Genomic DNA, 17,142 nt, shown 5'->3' on the forward strand with positions numbered 1-17,142 from the left:
CCCGCCCGGGCCGGGGACCGCTCAGTCGTCGAGGCCGCGCTCGATCGCGTACCGGGTCAACTCGACCCGGTTGTGCAGTTGCAGCTTGCCCAGCGTGTTCTGCACGTGGTTCTGCACGGTCCGGTGGGACAGCCCGAGCCGCTCGGCGATCTGCTTGTACGACATCCCCTTGGCCACCAGCCGCAGCACCTCGGTCTCCCGTTCGGTCAGCCGGGGCGCGGCGTCGTCCCGCCCCGCCGGCCCGGCTGCCGGACCGCCACCTCGCCGCCCCGCGCCCTCGCCGGCGGACGAGGCCGCGAGGCGGCGGAACTCCCCCAGCACGAGCCCGGCCAGGCCGGGCGTGAAGACCGGCTCGCCCGCGGCCGTGCGCCGCACCGCGTCCAGGAACTCGGCCGGCGCGGCCGACTTGACCAGATATCCGGTGGCCCCGGCCTTGACCGCGTCCAGGACGCTCTGCTGCTCCCCGCTGGCCGAGAGCATCAGCACGCGCACCCCGGGCAGCGCCGAGCGCAGCCCCCGGATCACCTCCACCCCGGAGATGTCCGGCAGTTGCAGGTCGAGGACGACCACGTCGGGACGGGCGGCGGCGGCCACCCGTACCGCCTGGCGCCCCTCGCCGCTGGTGGCGACCACCACGTGGCCCGCCTCGGTGAGGTCGCGGGCCACCCCCTCGCGCCACATTGGGTGGTCGTCCACCACCATCACCCGCACACCGGCGTTCCCCGACGTGCTCACCCCGCCGCCCTCGGCACGATCAGCTCCACCTCGGTGCCCGCGCCGGGCGCGGACGTGATGGTCACCGTCCCGCCGATGTCGGCCATGCGGCCGCGGATCGACTGCGCCACCCCGAGCCGGCCCTGCCGGGCGGCCTCGTCGAGCCGGCCGGCGGCGATGCCCGGGCCCTCGTCGCGTACCGAGACTGTCACCGTCTCCCCCTCGTCCTCGATCAGCACCCACGCCCGCCCGCCCGCGTGCCGGGTCACGTTGTCCAGCGCCGCCCCGGTCGCGGCGGCCACTTCCCGAGCCACCCCGGCGGGCAGCGGGACCCCGCCGGCCGGCGCCGACAGCGAGACCGCCGCCGAGGCGTACCGGCCGAGCAGGGCCCGCAGGTCCAGGGCGCCCGAATCCGCATCCGCGCCGTCGGGCGGCGGCGTACCGGCGATCAGGGCGCGCAGCGCCGCCTCCTGCTCCCCCGCCATCCGGGCCAGCTCGCCGGCTTCCCCGCCCAGGTGGGCGCCCCGCCGCTGCACCATGGCCAGCACCTGGAGCACCGAGTCGTGGATGCCCCGGGCCAGCCGTTCCCGCTCCCGGGTCGCCGCCTCCAGCTCGACCGCCCGTTGCAGCCGCTCCTCGGCGGTCACCGCGAGCCGGGCGACGTGCCCGACCACGACTCCGGCGAGCAGCAGCAGGATCGCCCCGGTGAAGGTGGCCTGGCCGATCCGCTCCCGGGTGGCCAGGTCCGCCGCGCCGAGCGCCAGCGCGGCCACCGCGCCCCGGCGGCGTCCGCCGGAGACGGCCCAGGCCAGCACCGGCCCGGCCAGCCAGACCACGCCCAGGCTCGGTACGCCGGTCGCGAGCGCCGCCCGCCCGATCACCCACGGGCTGGCCAGCAGGACCGCGAGTACCGCCGCGAGGTCGGCCGCCAGCAGCGGCCAGCCCCGCAGCTCGGGGCGGGCGTAGCCGAGGGCCGTGGTCACCGTCCAGCCGAGCATCGCCAGCAGGACGAGCCCGGCGACCAGCGGGTGGGCGTACCGGTGGGCGTCACGCAGGGCCAGCACGCCGACGTACGCGAGCGCGGCGAACCGGAACACCGCGACGGCCCGCCAGAGCGGGACCTCGAAACCACCGGTCGGCGACGGCACGCCCGACACGATGCCACAGCCCGTCGGCGCGGAATCCCTGGCACGGCGTACGGTGGTGTCCATCGACACCTCCCTCCTGATCGCCGAGGCCTTCGAGCAGGCCCAGGTGACCGAGCTGCGCCACGCGGTCACCTCCTGCGCCCACGCGGCGGGCCTGGACGGGCAACGCCTCGACGACTTCGTGCTGGCGGTCAACGAGCTGCTCAGCAACGCGGTCCGGCACGGCGGAGGCCAGGGGTGGCTCCGGCTCTGGCGCGAGCCGGGGCGGGTGGTCTGTGAGGTCGCCGACCACGGGCGGGGCATCAGCGCGGGCCGGCTCGGCCAGCGCGGCCGCCCGGCGGCCGACGTCCCCGGGGGCTGGGGGCTGTGGCTGGCCCGGGAGCTGAGCGACACCATGGAGGTCGACACCGGCCCGGCCGGCACGACGGTCCGGATCAGCGCGGCCGCCGGGCCCGGTAGCGCTTGACCCGGTCAGGTCGGCGACTTGGCGGGGTCGGAGCGGTAGCGATCCCGCCATGTCGCCGACATGGTGTCGAACCCGCTCCGGCCGCCGGTCCGCTCAGCCGAACAGTGCGCTGACCGACTCTCCGTTGTGGATCCGGCGCATGGCCTCGGCCAGGGCCGGCGCGACGGAGAGCACCTCCAGCTTGGGCACCCGCTTCTCGGCCGGGATCGGCACGGTGTTGGTGCAGACGATCTCCAGCACGCCGGGCTGCTCGCTGAGCCGCTCCAGCGCGCCGCTGGAGAAGAGGCCGTGGGTGCAGGCCAGCCGGATCGAGCGCACCTTCAGCTCGCGCAGGTGGGCCATCAGCTCGATCACCGTGCTGCCCTTGGCGATCTCGTCGTCCAGCACGATCACGTCCCGGTCCGCCACGTCGCCGATCACCGTGCTGATCTTGACCCGGTCGTCGCTGAACCGCTGCTTCGCCCCGGCGGCGACCGGGGTGCCGAGCATCCGGGCGAAGGCGGCGGCCTCCTTGGCGTTGCCGAGGTCGGGCGAGACCACCACGGTGTTGCCCAGGTCGTACCCGCGGAAGTGGCCGGCCAGCTCGCGCAGCGCGTGCAGGTGGTCCACCGGGACGCTGAAGAAGCCGTGCACCTGCGGGGAGTGCAGGGTCATCGCCAGCACCCGGTCCGCGCCGGCCGAGGTGAGCAGGTCCGCCACCAGCCGGCCGCCGATCGAGATGCGCGGCGCGTCCTTCTTGTCCGACCGGGCGTACGCGTAGTGCGGCAGCACCACCGTGATCCGGCCGGCGGACGCGCCCCGGGCCGCGTCGAGCATGAGCAGCAGCTCGACCAGGTTCTCCTGCACCGGCGGCACCAGCGGCTGGATCAGGAAGACGTCCCGCTCGCGGCAGTTCGCCTGCAACTGCACCTCAAGGCAGTCGTTGGCGAACCGGGACACCCGCACCGGGTGCAACGGCACCCCGAGGTGGGCGCAGATCTCGGCGGCGAGGTCGGGATGGGCGGTTCCACTGAAGACGGCGATGTCACGCACGTTCACAGATCGTACGGCCGTCGGCGGTCGGCGGATCGACGGCGGTACGGGTACGGTGCTGCCGTGACCGGACAGTACGTCGCCGCCATCGACCAGGGCACCACCTCGTCGCGGTGCATCGTCTTCGACCGGGCCGGCGAGATCGTCGCCGTCGCCCAGCGCGAGCACCGGCAGCTCTTCCCCCAGCCGGGCTGGGTCGAGCACGACGCCGAGGAGATCTGGGCGAACGTCCAGCTCGTGGTGCGGGAGGCGCTGGCCGCCGCCGGCACCGGCCCGGAGGGGCTGGCGGCGGTCGGGATCACCAACCAGCGGGAGACCACGGTGGTCTGGGACCGGGCGACCGGCCGGCCGGTCGCGCCGGCGATCGTCTGGCAGGACACCCGCACCGGGCCGCTGCTGCGCGAGCTGGCCGAGGCGTACGGGGAGGAGCGGCTGCGGGCCCGCACCGGGCTGACCCTGGCCACGTACTTCGCCGGGCCGAAGCTGTGCTGGCTGCTGGACAACGTGGACGGGCTGCGCGAGCGCGCCGAGCGCGGCGAGGTGCTGTTCGGCACGATGGACAGCTGGCTGATCTGGAAGCTGACCGGCCGGCACGTCACCGACGTGACCAACGCCAGCCGGACCATGCTGATGGGCCTGGAGACGCTGGACTGGGACCCGGAGCTGCTGGACGCGCTCCGCGTGCCGGCCGCGATGCTCCCCGAGATCCGCAGCTCCGCCGAGGTCTACGGCACCGCCGAGGGGGTGCTCTCCGGGGTGCCGGTGGCCAGCGCCCTCGGCGACCAGCAGGCCGCCCTGTTCGGGCAGACCTGCTTCCAGCCCGGCGAGGCGAAGTGCACCTACGGCACGGGCAGCTTCCTCCTGCTCAACACCGGCGCCAGCCCGGTCACCTCGGCGCACGGCCTGCTGACCACGGTGGCGTACCGGATCGACGGCCAGCCGGCGGTGTACGCCCTCGAAGGCGCGATCGCCGTCACCGGCTCGCTGGTGCAGTGGCTGCGGGACAACCTCGGGCTGATCGCCACGGCCCCCGAGGTCGAGGACCTGGCCCGCACCGTGGACGACAACGGCGGCTGCTACGTGGTGCCGGCCTTCTCCGGGCTGTTCGCGCCGCACTGGCGCAGCGACGCGCGCGGGGTGGTCGCCGGGCTCACCGGCTACATCACCAAGGGCCACCTGGCCCGGGCGGTGCTGGAGGCGTCGGCCTGGCAGACCCGCGAGGTGGTCGACGCGATGAACGCCGACTCCGACGTGGCGCTGCGCCGGCTGCGGGTGGACGGCGGGATGACCGGGAACGCGTTGCTCATGCAGTTCCTCGCCGACGTGCTGGACGTGCCGGTGGTCCGCTCCCGGATCACCGAGACCACCTGCCTCGGCGCGGCGTACGCCGCCGGGCTCGCCGTCGGCTTCTGGCCGGACCTGGCCACCCTGCGCGCCCAGTGGCGCTCCGACGCGCAGTGGACGTCGACGATGACGCCGGAGCACCGCGAGCGGGAGCTGCGCAACTGGCGCAAGGCCGTCCAGCGCACCCTCGACTGGGTGGACTGAGCCGTTCCGTGATCGTCTGATGCTCGGTCCTCTCCCCGAGCATCAGACGACCATGCGGGCCTCAGCCCGCCCTGACCAGCGCGACGAAGGAGCTCCAGGCGGCGGGGGCGAAGGTCGGGGTGCCGCCGTCGCGGTCCTTCGAGTCGCGCACCAGCACCCGGCCGGGCAGGTTGTCGGCGACCTCCACGCAGGTGTCGCCTCCGTTGCCGGACCGGCTCGACAGCCGCCAGCGAGGGGTGGGGGCAGCGTTCACAGCTCGCTCCCCAGGTTTCCGGTCAGCTCCAGCGAGGCGCCCTCGGGCAGGGCCTCGCTGAGCGGCCTGTCCCACATCGACCGGATCGTATCCACCGCGTCCGGCCGGTCCATCACCTGACCGAAGACGCCGTCCGAGTAGACCACCTCGTCGCCGTCGGGCAGGGTGGCCAGCACGAAGCCGCCGGCCAGCCCGGGTGCGCGCCGACCCCGGCCGGGACGACGTAGAGCCGGACGTGCGGCAAGGCCGCCAACGTGATCAGCCGCTCCAGTTGGGCCCGCTGGACCTCCCGGTCGCCGACCACCCGGCGCAGGGCGGCCTCGTCCACGATCGCGGTGAACCGCTTCGGAATGCTGACCGCGCAGGGCGTCCACACCCCGGAGGAGGTGGAGCATCTCGTCGCCGGGCGGATGGCCCGCCAGGAGCTGATCACCGGGCCGGCTCGGCGAGCGCCTCCTGCGAGACGCCCGCACTCGCCCGGGCCGCCTTGAGGGCCCGGATCCACATGCCGAGATTCACCCGAGCCTCCCGTGGATTCGCTCGGACACGAAGGGCAACAGGTGATCATCGACGCTCACGCTCGCGCCCACGTCCGCACAACTTCAGGGAAACTGTCGCCTCCGGCGCGGGCCGAGGCCACAACTTCCCGGAAGTTGCGGCCTCACCGCGCCGCGGCCGGGCGGGCGGGCGACATGAGCGGCGTCAGGGCCAGGGGTTGCCCGTCAGTTTCTCGTAGACGTCGACGTAGCGGGCGCGGGTCGCCTCGATCACCTCGGCGGGCACCTCAGGGGCGGGCGGCCGCTTGTCCCAGCCGCTGCCGGTCGCCCAGTCACGGACGTACTGCTTGTCGTACGAGAACTGGACCCGGCCCGGCTGGTACGACTCCGCCGGCCAGAACCGCGACGAGTCGGACGTCAGCACCTCGTCGCCGAGAACCAGGCTGCCGTCCGGCGCCCAGCCCAGCTCGATCTTGGTGTCGGCGACCAGGATGCCCCGCTCGGCGGCGATCTCCGCGCCGCGCCGGTAGACGTCGATGGTGATCTGCCGCAGCCGTTCCGCGGTGTCGCCGCCCAGCTTGTCCACCACCTGCTGGTAGCTGATCGGCTCGTCGTGTTCGCCCTTCGGGGCCTTCGTCGACGGGGTGAAGATCGGCTCCGACAGGATGGACGCCTCCACCAGCCCGCGGGGCAGCTCGACCCCGGACACCGCGCCGGTGCGCTGGTATTCGGCGAGGCCCCCACCGGTCAGGTAGCCGCGGGCCACGCACTCGACCGGGACCATCTCCAGCCGCCGGCAGCGGATCGCCCGCCCGGCGAACTCGGCCGGCACGTCCGTGGCGGAGATCACGTGGTTCGGCACGATGTCGGACAGTTGCTCGAACCACCACAGCGAGAGCGCGGTGAGCAGCCGCCCCTTGTCGGGCACCGGCGTCGGCAGCACCACGTCGTAGATCGACAGCCGGTCCGAGGCGACCAGGATCAGGTCGTCGCCGTCGGCGTAGACGTCCCTGACCTTGCCGGAGTGCAGAAGTTCCACCGACCAAGTACACCACGCGCCGGTCGACCGCCCGGACGGCCACCGGGACCGTCCCGGGCCGCGCCGGACCGCCGCCGGCCGGCCGAGCCGGCCCGTACGGCCGTTGACACCCGCGCGCGCCGGCTGTGTAAATGATCAGACCCCCACCGGACGCCCAGGAGTAGCCGTGCGCGCCGCCCGTTCCCCGCTCTTCCGCCCCGGCGCCGCCCTCAGCGAGGAGGGCAACCCGCAGCGGACCCGGGCCGCCGACGGTTGCTGCGGGCACTGCTCGGGGCGCCGCTCGCCGTGACCGGCCTGGCCGGCTGCGGCGACGACGAGGACACGCCGGTCGAGACCAGCCCGATCGAGCTCTCCGTCTTCTGGTACGGCGGGAGGGAGCGAGCCGAGCTGACCGAGCGGGCGCTCAGGCTTTACGTGGCCCGGAACCCCCGGGTCGGCTTCCGGGTCACCTGGCACGACCGCGTCGGCTACTACGAACGGTTGGCCACCCAGGCGGCCGGAGGCAACGCGCCAGACCTGTTCCAGCTCGACGACACGGTCCTCACCGAGTACGCCGAGCGCAAGATCCTGCTCGACCTCGGCGGGTACGTCGCCGACCGCCGGATCGACCTCAGCGAGCTGCCCCCGGGCCTGGTCCGGTACGGGGAGGTCGACGACCGGACCATGGCCGTCGCCGCGGCCCAGACCAGCGCCGCGCTCGTCTACAACCGGAGCCTGCTGCGCCGGCTGCGGGTGCCGGAGCCGCACACCGGCATGTCCTGGCAGGAGTACGTCAGCTGGGCGCAGCGGGTCTCCCGCGCGGCCGGCGGCCGGGTGGCCGGCACGATGGACCCGTCCGGGGACGACCGGGCGCTCTGGCTGTGGCTGCGCGCGAAGGGCAGCGAGCTGTACCAGGGCCGGCGGCTCGGCTTCACGGCGGGCGAGCTGGTCAACTGGTTCGAGCTGTGGCGGCGGGCCCGGGCCGACGGGGCGCCCCCCGGGGCAGCCCTGGTGGAGCGGGCCGAGGGCGGTGAGGCGGCCCGGCAGCTCGTGGTCACCGGGCACGCCGCGGCCTCGTTCGCCTGGGCGCATCATCTTCCCGAACTCCAGCGGCACACCCGCGACGAGCTGGCGCTGGCCGGGTTCCCCGGACCGCCGGGCGCCCAGTGGGCGAGGGCCTCCGTGTACTGGGCCGCCTACCGGGGCACCCGCCACCCCGACACCGTGGCGGACGTCATCAACTTCCTCACCAACAACATGGAGGCGGGTGCGTCCCTCGGCAACGAGCGGGGGGTGAACCCCGCCCTGGGCATCCGCCGGTACGTGCGGGCGAACCTGACCGACCCGGTGCAGCATCGGGCCGCCTCGCTCGCCGAGACGCTGACCAACCAGCTGGGGCCGGCGCCGGCCCCGCCCCCGATGGGGCATGCCCGGGTCCGTGCCCTGCTGGTCACCACCGCGAGGAGCGTCCGCTCGGGCCGGATGGGCGTGCGCACGGCAGCCTCCCGCTTCATGGCCCAGGCCGACGCCGCACTGGCCGGCTGACCCGGGACAACGGCCAGGGCCCGGCGCCGCAGCACGGGCCGCAGGCTCGGCGGCGCCGCAGGCTCGGCCCGCGCCGCAGGCTCCGGCACGGGCCGCAGGTGCCGGGGTGGCCCGGTCGGGTCAGCGCCGGCGGTTGCGCCGGTTGGTGAGCAGCACGACCAACAGAACGATCACGCCGACCACGACCAGGCAGCACAACAGGCCGACGAGGCCGACGCCCCGCGACCGCCGCTTGGCGGCCTCGACCACCAACTCGCCGGTGCCGCTGGACGCCCACGCCGCGACCGGCACGAAGATCGACAGCACGACGGTGCCGAGGACCGCGCCGAGCCGGCCCCACCACTTGCTCCACGAAGACATGCCCCCATCCTCGCCGAGCAGCGCAAGGGCGGCATGCCGGACGCCGGCGTTCCCAGGAAGCGGCAGCGGGAAAGCGGCGGCGGGAAGGCGATGGGCGGGAGGCGGTGGCGCCGGGAAGCGGCCGACGGGAAGACGGCGGACGAGAAGGCGGCGGACGAGAAGGCGGCGGCGCCGGGAAAAGCGGAAGGGCCCGGAGTTTCCTCCGGGCCCTTCCGCACTCGTAGCGGGGACAGGATTTGAACCTGCGACCTCTGGGTTATGAGCCCAGCGAGCTACCGAGCTGCTCCACCCCGCGTCGGCCTGTACAGCCTATCGCATCCATCCGGCGGAGGTCGCCCGGGTCCCCGATCCTCCTTCGCCGCGCGCGGAGGAGTCGCCGAGGCGTCGTTGACCAAGAGGTTCGCGTCGGCGGATCACCGGATCCTGACGCAAACTTCTTGATCATCGAGGGCGGGCGGCGCGCCGGGGAGAGACCGGGGAGAGACCGGGGAAGAAAGACGTGCCAATACGACGCAGAGAGGCCCCGGAGTGGACTCCGGGGCCTCTTCGAGGAGTAGCGGGGACAGGATTTGAACCTGCGACCTCTGGGTTATGAGCCCAGCGAGCTACCGAGCTGCTCCACCCCGCGTCGGCCTGTTAACCATAGCGCACCGACCCGGGAGGGCGCAAAACGCGGCCGGCCGCTCAGCCGCCCGGCGCCGTCGAGGGCGTCGGCGAGGGACTGCCGCTCGGCGGCGCCGACGCGGCCGGCGACGCCGGGGTGGCGGCCTTCTGCGCCTGCTGGAACGCGGTCATCGCCTCGTCCAGCGCCTTGAGCGCCCGGCCGTACCGCTCGAAGTCGCCGGATGCCTGCGCCGCCTTGACCTCGTCGATCGCCGTCTGCACCTGGCCCGCCGCCGCGGCCAGCTCGCCGGTCAGCGCTGGCGAATTGTTCCCGCCGTTGGGCGGCGGCGGGGTGCCCTCGGCCGGGGGCGGATTGCCCTGGGTGGCCTGCTTGCCCTGCTCGACGAGCTGCTTGATGCCGTCGGCCAGGGTGTCGGCCATCGCAACGTACGACCCGTCGCCGTAGGAAACCAGCACCTTCTGCAGCAGCGGCAGGAACGCGTCCTGGAGGTTGCTCTTGACGAAGACCGGCTCGACGTAGAGCATGCCGTCGCCGAACGGCAACGACAGCAGGTTGCCGTACTGCACCTGGGCCTGGTTCGACGAGAGCAGGTTCAGCTGCTGCCGGATGCTGGCATTGTTGGTCATCTGCTGGTGCACCTGCACCGGCCCGGCAACCCGGGTCTGGTCCGGCAGCTCCAGCACCTCCAGCCTCGGCTGCCCGTCGACGTACGACCCGGAGATCAGCGCGGCAAGGTTCTGCCGGCCGTTCGGGGTGACCGCGGAGGTGAGCTGGAACCGCGGCGCGTCCTGCCCGGGGAACTGCGTCCACAGGTAGTACGGCGGCTGCTTCTGGCCGCTGTCCGGCGCGTCCGGCACGTTCGGCACCTGCCAGAAGTCCTGTGCCGAGTAGAAGTCGCCCGGGTCGGTCACGTGGAACTTGGTCAGCAGGTTGCGCTGCACCTTGAACATGTCGGCCGGGTAGCGGAAGTGCTCGCGCAGCTCCGCCGGGATGTCGTTCTTCGGCAGGATCAGGTCACCGCCGAACGCCTTGTTCCATGCCTTCAGCACCGGGTCGGTGTCGTCGAACTGGTAGAGCCGCACCGTGCCGTCGTACGCGTCGACCGTCGCCTTCACCGAGTTGCGTATGTAGTTGACGTTCTCCCGGGCCAGCTGGAAGGTGCCCCGGTTGGTCAGCTCGTCGGTGGTCTCGGCCTGGAGGTTGATCCGCTCCGCGTACGGGTAGGTCGCGGCCGTGGTGTAGCCGTCGACGATCCACTGCACCCGGCCGCCGACCACCGCCGGATACGGGTCACCGTCGAGGGTGAGGAACGGCGCGACCTTCTCCACCCGGTCCCGCGGGTTGCGCACGTACAGCAGCTTCGAGTTCTCGTTGACCGCCTCGGAGAGCAGGAAGTTCGACTCCTGCTCCTTGATGGCGTAGAGCAGCCGGCGGGTGAACGAGCCGATCTCGACGCCGCCCTCGCCGGTGTAGGTGTAGTACTGCTCGCCGCCGGTCTGGCTGGGCCGGTCGAACTCGGCGTTGCGCTTCGGGTCGGACTGCCCGACGATCGCGTAGTCGCCGGCACCCATCCGCTCGCCGTAGTAGATCCGCGGCTGGGTGGCCGGGATCTGCTCGCTCGTCGAGGAGCACGCCTCCTGGGACTTCTCGCCGCCGAGGAAGCCGGAGACGAAGTACGGCTGGCCGCTGCAGACCTGGTTGGCCGGCGCGGCCACCAGGCCGTAGCCGTGGGTGTAGACGGTGTGCCGGTTGATCCAGGTGTTCTGCTGGTCGGTCAGCTCGGTGTAGTTGATCTCCCGGACGCCGACCACGTAGTCGGAGGTCTTGCCGCCCACCGAGTACCGGTCGATGTCCAGCTTCGGCCCGAAGTCGTAGAAGCCGCGCACCTGCTGGAGCTGGGTGTACGTCTCGGAGACCAGCTGCGGGTCGAGCAGCCGCACGTTCGGCACCACGGACGTGTCCGTGGCCAGGCTCGCCGGCGGGACGAAGTTGTTCGCCGCGTACGCCTGGTTCTTCGTGTCGGCGAGCCCGAACGCGGCCCTGGTGGCCTCGATGCTGCGCTGGATGTACGGCGCCTCCTTGTCCTTGGCGCTCGGCTTGACCTCGAACGTCTGCACCGCCCACGGGTAGATGCCGCCGATGGCGACGGCGGAGACGCCGAGCAGGGCCAGCGAGATGCCCGGCCAGACCAGGTTCCGCATCACCGCGTTGGAGAAGACGATGATCGCGATGGCCACCACGACGGAGATGTAGGCGAGGATCTCCTTGGCCGGCAGCAGCGCGTTCACGTCCGCGTACCCGGCGCCGTAGAGCTTCGCGCCCTCGTTGTACTCCAGCAGCATCGCCCGCCGGTCCAGCACGTACGCGACCGCCTTGAGCAGGACGAAGACCGCGACCAGCGTGCTCAGGTGGGCGCGCGCGGCGCCGGTCATCCGGTCCCCCACGCCCTGCAGCCGCACGCCGCCGAAGACGTAGTGCACGGCCAGCGCGCCCAGCAGGGCGAGCACGACCGCGGTGAAGCCGACGCCGAGCACGTAGCGCCAGAACGGCAGTTGGAAGACGTAGAACCCGACGTCGACGCCGAACTCCGGGTCCTTCACGCCGAAGTCCCCGCCGTTGCGGAACAGCAGCCACTGGCCCCACCGGCTCTGCGCGGAGAGCCCGGCGAAGATCCCGACCACCAGCGCGGCCAGGCTGATCCACAGGCCGAGCCGCGGCTCCAGCACCATCCGGTACCGCTCCAGGGTGGCCTGCTCCAGCGAGTGCGGGCGCATCCGGGGGCGCAGCCGGTGGGCGAGCCAGAGGTTGCCGCCGACGACCAGCGCCAGGCCCAGGCCGACCACGAGGAAGAGCAGCAGCCGGGTGGCCAGCACCCCGGTGAAGACCTGGGTGTAGCGCACCTCGTCGAACCAGAGCCAGTCCGTCCACGCCTGCACGCCCCAGCCGAGGAGGGTGAACAGCACGAACACCCCCACCAAGACGCCGATCGTGACGCGTCCGCGTCGGCTCATCCTCGGCAGGGGGCTGCTACGCATGACCACTGTTGGCTCCGCACGCTCGATGTGATCGGCTCCGACCAGGCACCCAGAGTACGGGGTGTTCCTGAACGCGTCGCCCACGGTCACGCCGGGCGGCGCCCGCGACGGTCAGCAGCGGGTGGGCTCGCCCCCCGCGCGCAGCGTCTCCAGGGCCTTCAGCGCCTCGTCGAGGGAGCCCACCTTGAGCAGCGGGAGGTCGGGCTGCGGGTTGCGGACGGCCTCGGCGCAGTTGCCCTCCGGCACCAGGAACACCTTCGCCCCGGCGTCCTTCGCACCGACCAGCTTCTGGGCGATCCCGCCGATCGGGCCGACCCGACCCTCGTCGTCGATCGTGCCGGTGCCGGCGATGATCTTCCCACCGGTCAGGTCCGCCGGTTCCAGCTTGTCCACGATCCCCAGGGCGAACATCAGGCCGGCGCTGGGGCCGCCGATGTCGTTCAGGTCGATGGTGACGGTGAACGGGTGGGGCTGCTGCTGGTCGATCTCGATCCCGATCCGCGGCCGGCCGTCCTGCTCCCGGCTGGTGACCTGGGCCGTGGCGGCGGCGCCGGCGCGGGTGTAGCCGACGGTCAGCGTGCTGCCGGCCGGCCGGGCGCGGATCAGCTCGGTGAGCCGGCCGGCGCTGGTGACCTGCTGGCCGTCGACGGAGGTGACGACGTCGCCGGGCTTGAGCACCGCGGCCGACGGGCCGTCCGCCGCGACGGTCTTCACCAGCACCTGCACCGGGTATCCCAGCTTGCGCAGCGCCGCCGTCTCGGCGCTGGTCTGCGAGGCGCGGAAGTCCTCCTCGTTGCGCTGGTCCACCTGCTGGCGGCTCTCCCCCGGCGGGTAGACCAGCTCGCGCGGCACGACCGCCTCGTCCGGAGAGAACCAGCCGGCCAGCGCGGAGCGCAGCCGCACGGTGGGCTGCACCCCGACCGTGGTCATCCGGAGCTGGCCGGCCGAGGTCGACGTCGCCCGCCCGCTCACCTGGATGACCTCCTTGCCGTCCGAGGTGCCCAGCGTGTTCACCGTGAGCCCGGGGCCGAGCACCACGTACGGGATGGGGACGCTGAGCACGCCGTAGCTGAGCAGGGCGGTCAGCAGGGCACCCAACAGGACGGTCAGGCCGCGACGTCTCATGGCGCAGAGCGTACCGACCGGCCGTACGGGGATCGGGGCCCTGACCGCGACTTCGCCCTCAGCGCAACGCCGGTGGCGACGACCTGGGGCGCCGCCCGCGTACCGTAGACGCCGTGCCTGATATTCCGTTCGGCTTCCAGCTCCCGGGTGGGCAACCGCCCGACCCCAACGATCCCGCGCAGATGCAGCAGTTCATGTCGCAGTTGCAGCACCTGCTCTCCGCGCCGGGCAGCGGGCCGGTCAACTGGGACCTGGCCCGGCAGGTGGCCGCCAGCCAGCTGGCCGCCGCGGGCGACCCGGCGGTCTCGCCGTCCGAGCGCACCGCCGTGACGGAGGCGCTGCGCCTGGCCGACCTGTGGCTGGAGCCCGCCACCTCCTGGCCGACTGGCATCCGCACCGCGTCGGCGTGGAACCGCAACGAGTGGATCTACAAGACCCTCGACGTCTGGCGCAAGCTCTGCGATCCGGTGGCCGCCCGGATGGTCGGCGCGATGGGTGATCTCGTGCCGCCGGAGGCCCGGGCCCAGCTCGGCCCGATGCAGTCGATGGTCGCCACGCTCGGCGGCGCGCTCTTCGGCGGGCAGCTCGGGCAGGCCCTCGGCTCGCTCGCCGCGGAGGTGCTCTCCGCCGGCGACATCGGGCTCCCGCTCGGCCCGGCCGGCACGGCCGCGCTGGTCCCGGCCAACATCAGGGCGTACGGCGAGGGCCTGGAGCTGCCCGAGGATGAGGTACGCCTCTACGTCGCCCTGCGCGAGGCGGCCCACCAGCGGCTCTTCGAGCACGTACCGTGGCTGCGCGGGCACGTCCTCACCGCCGTCGAGACGTACGCCTCGGGCATCCGGGTCAACCGGGAGGCGATCGAGGAGGCGATGGGCCGGCTCGACCCGACCGACCCGGAGTCGATGCAGGCAATCGCGCTGGAGGGCATCTTCACCCCCGAGGACACCCCCGCGCAGAAGGCGTCGCTGGCCCGGCTGGAGACCGTCCTCGCGCTGGTCGAGGGCTGGGTCTGCCACGTGGTGGACAGCGCCGTCGGGGAGCGGCTGCCGAACGTGGTGCGCCTCGCGGAGGCGTTCCGCCGCCGGCGGGCCGCCGGCGGGCCGGCCGAACAGACCTTCGCGGCCCTGGTCGGGCTGGAGCTGCGTCCGCGCCGGCTGCGGGAGGCCGCCGCGCTGTGGGCGGCGCTGACGGAGCACCGGGGCATCGCCGGTCGGGACGCCGTCTGGGGTCACCCCGACCTGCTGCCGTCCGACGACGACTTCGCCGACCCGGTGGCGTTCGCCACGGCAGCCCGGGCCGACCTGGACGACGAGCTGGCCAACTTCGACTTCAGCGCGCCAGGTGCCCCGGAGGAGCAGGCCCCCGGCTCCCCCCGCCGGGAGGGCGACACCGAGGAGTCCTGAGACCCCCCGCCACACGGCCGCCGTCGCCCCGCGCGACGGCGGCCGTCGCCGTCCTCGGGCTGCCACAAGGTTGCTCAGGCGTCAACTTCAGGGAAATAGCTCCCTCAGCGCCGCCCGACACAACTACTTCACCGAAGGTAACTATTCAGGTAGGGCGGGGAGCCAGGGGCTGCCGGTGAGGGCGTCGCGGAGGGCGGTGATGGCCGGGATGCCGTGTTTGCCGGCGGTGGAGATGTAGGAGCGCAGGCGTAGCCAGGCGCGGGCGCCTTGGGTGGTGCGCCAGCCGCCGGAGATCTTGATTTGGATCTTGGTCATGCGGATGTCGCGTTCGGCTTGGTTGTTGTCGAACGGCACGGTGAAGTCGTGGGCGAAGCGCCAGATCTCGCGGGTGAAGCCGCGCATGCGGTTGAGCAGGGCGGGGATGAGGTTGGCGCCGAGGCCTGTGGGTTTGGTCGCCGGGGGCGGGTTGGCCTGGTAGCCGGCGTCGACCGCGGCCTGCCAGCGCTGGAGCAGGTCGTCGAGGGTCTGCTGGTCGAGCCGGTCGGCGCCGGCGGTGACGGCCTGGCCGACGAGCCGGTGACCTTCGCGCAGCAGCGCGGCGAGGTCGGCGGCGAAGGCGTAGCGGGTCGGGTCCCGTTCGGCCCAGCCGTCCAGTTCACGCAGGTGGTGGGCGTTGCACAGGGCGTGGTCGACGCTGGCGTAGGCGGGTGTGAAGTAGGGCATCCAGCCGTCGTGAACGGCGACCTGCGGCGCGCGTAGTGCGGGCAGCACGCCCATCGCGTCGAGCGCGGTCGCGCCTCGTTTGTCGTCGAGGTGGTAGACGGTCAGCAGCGGGGTGCAGGCCACGTGCAGCCACCGGTTACGGCCGGTGACCCGCAGCCCGGTCTCGTCCAGGTGCACCACCGGCGCGGCCTTGACCGCCGTGTCGAGGCGCTCGGCGAACCCGGTCAGGACTGTCGCCGTGCGTTCGGGCAGGCCGGCGACCCAGCCGGTGGACACCGGCGCGCCGAGCAGGTCGGCCAGGATCCGCGCCGTCCGCGCCACCGGGATGTGATGGGCGACCAGCAGATACACCGCCACCGCCGCGACCGACGTGCCGTACTGCACCGGCGCGGCCACCTGCGCCGGCGCGGCCGCGGTGGTGACCTGTCCACACCCGGCGCACCGGCACGACACCAGACGATGCTCGAGCACCCGCAGCCGGATCTGCGGCAACTCGAACACCTGCCGGCGTACCTGCCCGACCATCTCGGCGGCAGCAAGAGCCGCCCCACAGCCACCACAGCCGGCCGGACGATGCTCCACCACCTCGTCCGGATCGTCCACCAGCGACAACGCCGCACCCGGCGCACCCGGCTGCTTGCCCGGCCCGGCCCCAGACGACCGCCGAGACGAACGCGGTGGCGGCTTCGCGAGACCATCCGACGACGGCGGCTTCGACGAATTCCGCGAGTTCAGCCCCAACCGCCGCTCAAGCTCAGCCACCCGCGCCTGCAACAACTCGATCTGCCGCTGCTGCTGCACCACCAACGCCGCAAGCTCGTCATAGCTCGGCCGGCCAGCAACCTCCACAACCGGACACCCTGCCCGAAACCCCGCAGACGATCAAGCCCTTCACCCCGCCACCTGAACAGTTACCACCGAAGTTGCGCGGATCTTGGCGCGAGCGGGCGCGAGCGCGGGCAGGCGGGCGCGAGCGCGGGCAGGCGGGCGCGAGCGCGGGCAGGCGGGCGCGAGCGCGGGCAGGCGGGGCAGGGCGTCAGGGGTGGCCGGAGAGGAGGGCGCGGGTGGCGTCCCAGCCCTCGATTGCCGGGTCGAGGGTGGCCAGGTCGGCCGGGCCGCGTACCCGCCGCCAGGCGGCGGTGACCGCGACGTCGCCGGGGTGCGGGGCGGCCCGGCGCAGGTCGGCCGGGAACGCGGCGTCCAGGTCGATCTCGGGCAGCCAGTCCGGTACGGGCAGCCGGGACGCGACGCCGAGCAGGCCGGGACCGGCGCCCTCGGCCGGGGCGACCGCCACCGGCCGGGTGGTCAGCGGGCGGAGCAGCTTGCCGACGGTCAGCCCGGGCAGATCGGGGGCGTCGGCGGCGACGACGGCCGCCTGGTCGTACCCGGTCAGCCCGGCCAGGACCGCGGTGGCCGTCGGGACGGGCACCTCGTGCACGGGCGTGCCGGGCCAGACGACGGCCTCCGCGAGCGCCCGGTCGGCCGGGGTCACCGCGACCGCGGTCTCCACCTCCTGGAGCGTGGCGAGCAGGTCCACCACGTCCTCGGCGAGGGCCGCCCGCCACCGTCCCGGGTCGACGCCCGGCGGCGCCCAGGCCACCGGTCCGAGCAACGCCACCACCACACGTCGGGCCACGCCCCGACCCTAGG

Annotated in this window: 15 protein-coding genes, 2 tRNA genes and 1 pseudogene; 5 read left to right on the top strand and 13 right to left on the bottom strand. The window is 73.2% G+C overall.

What is annotated here, in order from left to right; genetic code table 11:
- Positions 1-21 precede the first annotated feature (21 nt).
- Both JD77_RS06640 and macS read right to left on the bottom strand, forming a co-directional pair.
- A complete protein-coding gene (locus tag JD77_RS06640) occupies positions 22-702 on the bottom strand; it encodes a response regulator (RefSeq protein WP_145777445.1) in 681 nt (226 codons plus the stop codon).
- A 29-nt stretch (positions 703-731) separates the two neighbouring features.
- On the bottom strand, positions 732-1,862 hold the full coding sequence (macS, locus tag JD77_RS06645) for a MacS family sensor histidine kinase (RefSeq protein WP_246140550.1): 1,131 nt from the start codon (positions 1,860-1,862) through the stop codon (positions 732-734).
- A 10-nt stretch (positions 1,863-1,872) separates the two neighbouring features.
- On the opposite strand from macS, the gene JD77_RS06650 reads away from it, so the two are divergent.
- Entirely contained in the window at positions 1,873-2,328 is a 456-nt protein-coding gene (locus JD77_RS06650) for an ATP-binding protein (RefSeq protein WP_145773502.1), read from the top strand.
- A gap of 93 nt (positions 2,329-2,421) precedes the next feature.
- On the opposite strand, the gene JD77_RS06655 is transcribed toward JD77_RS06650, so the two are convergent.
- Positions 2,422-3,360 (bottom strand): ribose-phosphate diphosphokinase, encoded by a 939-nt coding sequence (locus tag JD77_RS06655; RefSeq protein WP_145773503.1) that lies wholly within the window; start codon positions 3,358-3,360, stop codon positions 2,422-2,424.
- 63 nt (positions 3,361-3,423) lie between these two features.
- Here JD77_RS06655 and glpK point away from each other — a divergent pair, with 63 nt between their 5' ends.
- Positions 3,424-4,908, top strand: coding sequence for a glycerol kinase GlpK (gene glpK, locus JD77_RS06660; protein ID WP_145773504.1), 1,485 nt, complete (start codon positions 3,424-3,426; stop codon positions 4,906-4,908).
- A gap of 61 nt (positions 4,909-4,969) precedes the next feature.
- On the opposite strand, the gene JD77_RS06665 is transcribed toward glpK, so the two are convergent.
- The 3 genes and pseudogenes from JD77_RS06665 to JD77_RS06680 all read right to left on the bottom strand — a co-directional run bounded on the left by JD77_RS06665 (position 4,970) and on the right by JD77_RS06680 (position 6,697).
- Entirely contained in the window at positions 4,970-5,161 is a 192-nt protein-coding gene (locus JD77_RS06665) for a DUF397 domain-containing protein (protein ID WP_145773505.1), read from the bottom strand.
- Positions 5,158-5,594: pseudogene (locus tag JD77_RS35430) on the bottom strand (DUF5753 domain-containing protein). Before JD77_RS35430 ends, JD77_RS06665 begins: the two are co-directional and overlap by 4 nt.
- Before the next feature lie 269 nt (positions 5,595-5,863).
- The gene (locus JD77_RS06680) at positions 5,864-6,697 is read right to left on the bottom strand and encodes a phosphoribosylaminoimidazolesuccinocarboxamide synthase (RefSeq protein ID WP_145773508.1); all 834 of its coding nucleotides are present in this window, start codon (positions 6,695-6,697) and stop codon (positions 5,864-5,866) included.
- A gap of 166 nt (positions 6,698-6,863) precedes the next feature.
- Here JD77_RS06680 and JD77_RS34660 point away from each other — a divergent pair, with 166 nt between their 5' ends.
- Positions 6,864-6,986 carry a hypothetical protein gene (locus JD77_RS34660; protein WP_281292085.1) on the top strand — a complete coding sequence of 41 codons (123 nt, stop codon included), beginning with the start codon at positions 6,864-6,866 and terminating at the stop codon, positions 6,984-6,986.
- The gene (locus tag JD77_RS06685) at positions 6,983-8,221 is read left to right on the top strand and encodes an ABC transporter substrate-binding protein (protein ID WP_246140551.1); all 1,239 of its coding nucleotides are present in this window, start codon (positions 6,983-6,985) and stop codon (positions 8,219-8,221) included. The genes JD77_RS34660 and JD77_RS06685 overlap by 4 nt, the downstream gene beginning before the upstream one ends.
- A gap of 120 nt (positions 8,222-8,341) precedes the next feature.
- On the opposite strand, the gene JD77_RS06690 is transcribed toward JD77_RS06685, so the two are convergent.
- From JD77_RS06690 to JD77_RS06710, 5 genes are all read right to left on the bottom strand, one after another.
- On the bottom strand, positions 8,342-8,581 hold the full coding sequence (locus tag JD77_RS06690; protein WP_145773510.1) for a hypothetical protein: 240 nt from the start codon (positions 8,579-8,581) through the stop codon (positions 8,342-8,344).
- A gap of 221 nt (positions 8,582-8,802) precedes the next feature.
- Positions 8,803-8,876 (bottom strand) — tRNA-Met (locus tag JD77_RS06695).
- Positions 8,877-9,135: 259 nt separating this feature from the next.
- Positions 9,136-9,209: transfer RNA gene (locus JD77_RS06700), tRNA-Met, on the bottom strand.
- A 56-nt stretch (positions 9,210-9,265) separates the two neighbouring features.
- Positions 9,266-12,241 carry a UPF0182 family membrane protein gene (locus tag JD77_RS06705; RefSeq protein WP_211372503.1) on the bottom strand — a complete coding sequence of 992 codons (2,976 nt, stop codon included), beginning with the start codon at positions 12,239-12,241 and terminating at the stop codon, positions 9,266-9,268.
- A gap of 111 nt (positions 12,242-12,352) precedes the next feature.
- Positions 12,353-13,366: a YlbL family protein gene (locus JD77_RS06710; RefSeq protein WP_145773512.1), complete on the bottom strand. Its 1,014-nt coding sequence runs from the start codon at positions 13,364-13,366 to the stop codon at positions 12,353-12,355.
- A gap of 182 nt (positions 13,367-13,548) precedes the next feature.
- Between JD77_RS06710 and JD77_RS06715 the strand changes: the two genes are divergently transcribed.
- Positions 13,549-14,769 carry a zinc-dependent metalloprotease gene (locus JD77_RS06715; protein ID WP_170286629.1) on the top strand — a complete coding sequence of 407 codons (1,221 nt, stop codon included), beginning with the start codon at positions 13,549-13,551 and terminating at the stop codon, positions 14,767-14,769.
- Between the two features lie 141 nt (positions 14,770-14,910).
- On the opposite strand, the gene tnpC is transcribed toward JD77_RS06715, so the two are convergent.
- Both tnpC and JD77_RS06725 read right to left on the bottom strand, forming a co-directional pair.
- Positions 14,911-16,341: an IS66 family transposase gene (gene tnpC / locus JD77_RS06720; RefSeq protein WP_145773514.1), complete on the bottom strand. Its 1,431-nt coding sequence runs from the start codon at positions 16,339-16,341 to the stop codon at positions 14,911-14,913.
- 187 nt (positions 16,342-16,528) lie between these two features.
- Positions 16,529-17,128, bottom strand: a complete 600-nt coding sequence (locus JD77_RS06725) for a hypothetical protein (RefSeq protein WP_145773515.1) — start codon at positions 17,126-17,128, stop codon at positions 16,529-16,531.
- Positions 17,129-17,142 lie beyond the last annotated feature (14 nt).

Origin of the sequence: Micromonospora olivasterospora, assembly GCF_007830265.1 — a bacterium.
Classification (GTDB): Bacteria; Actinomycetota; Actinomycetes; order Mycobacteriales; family Micromonosporaceae; genus Micromonospora; species Micromonospora olivasterospora.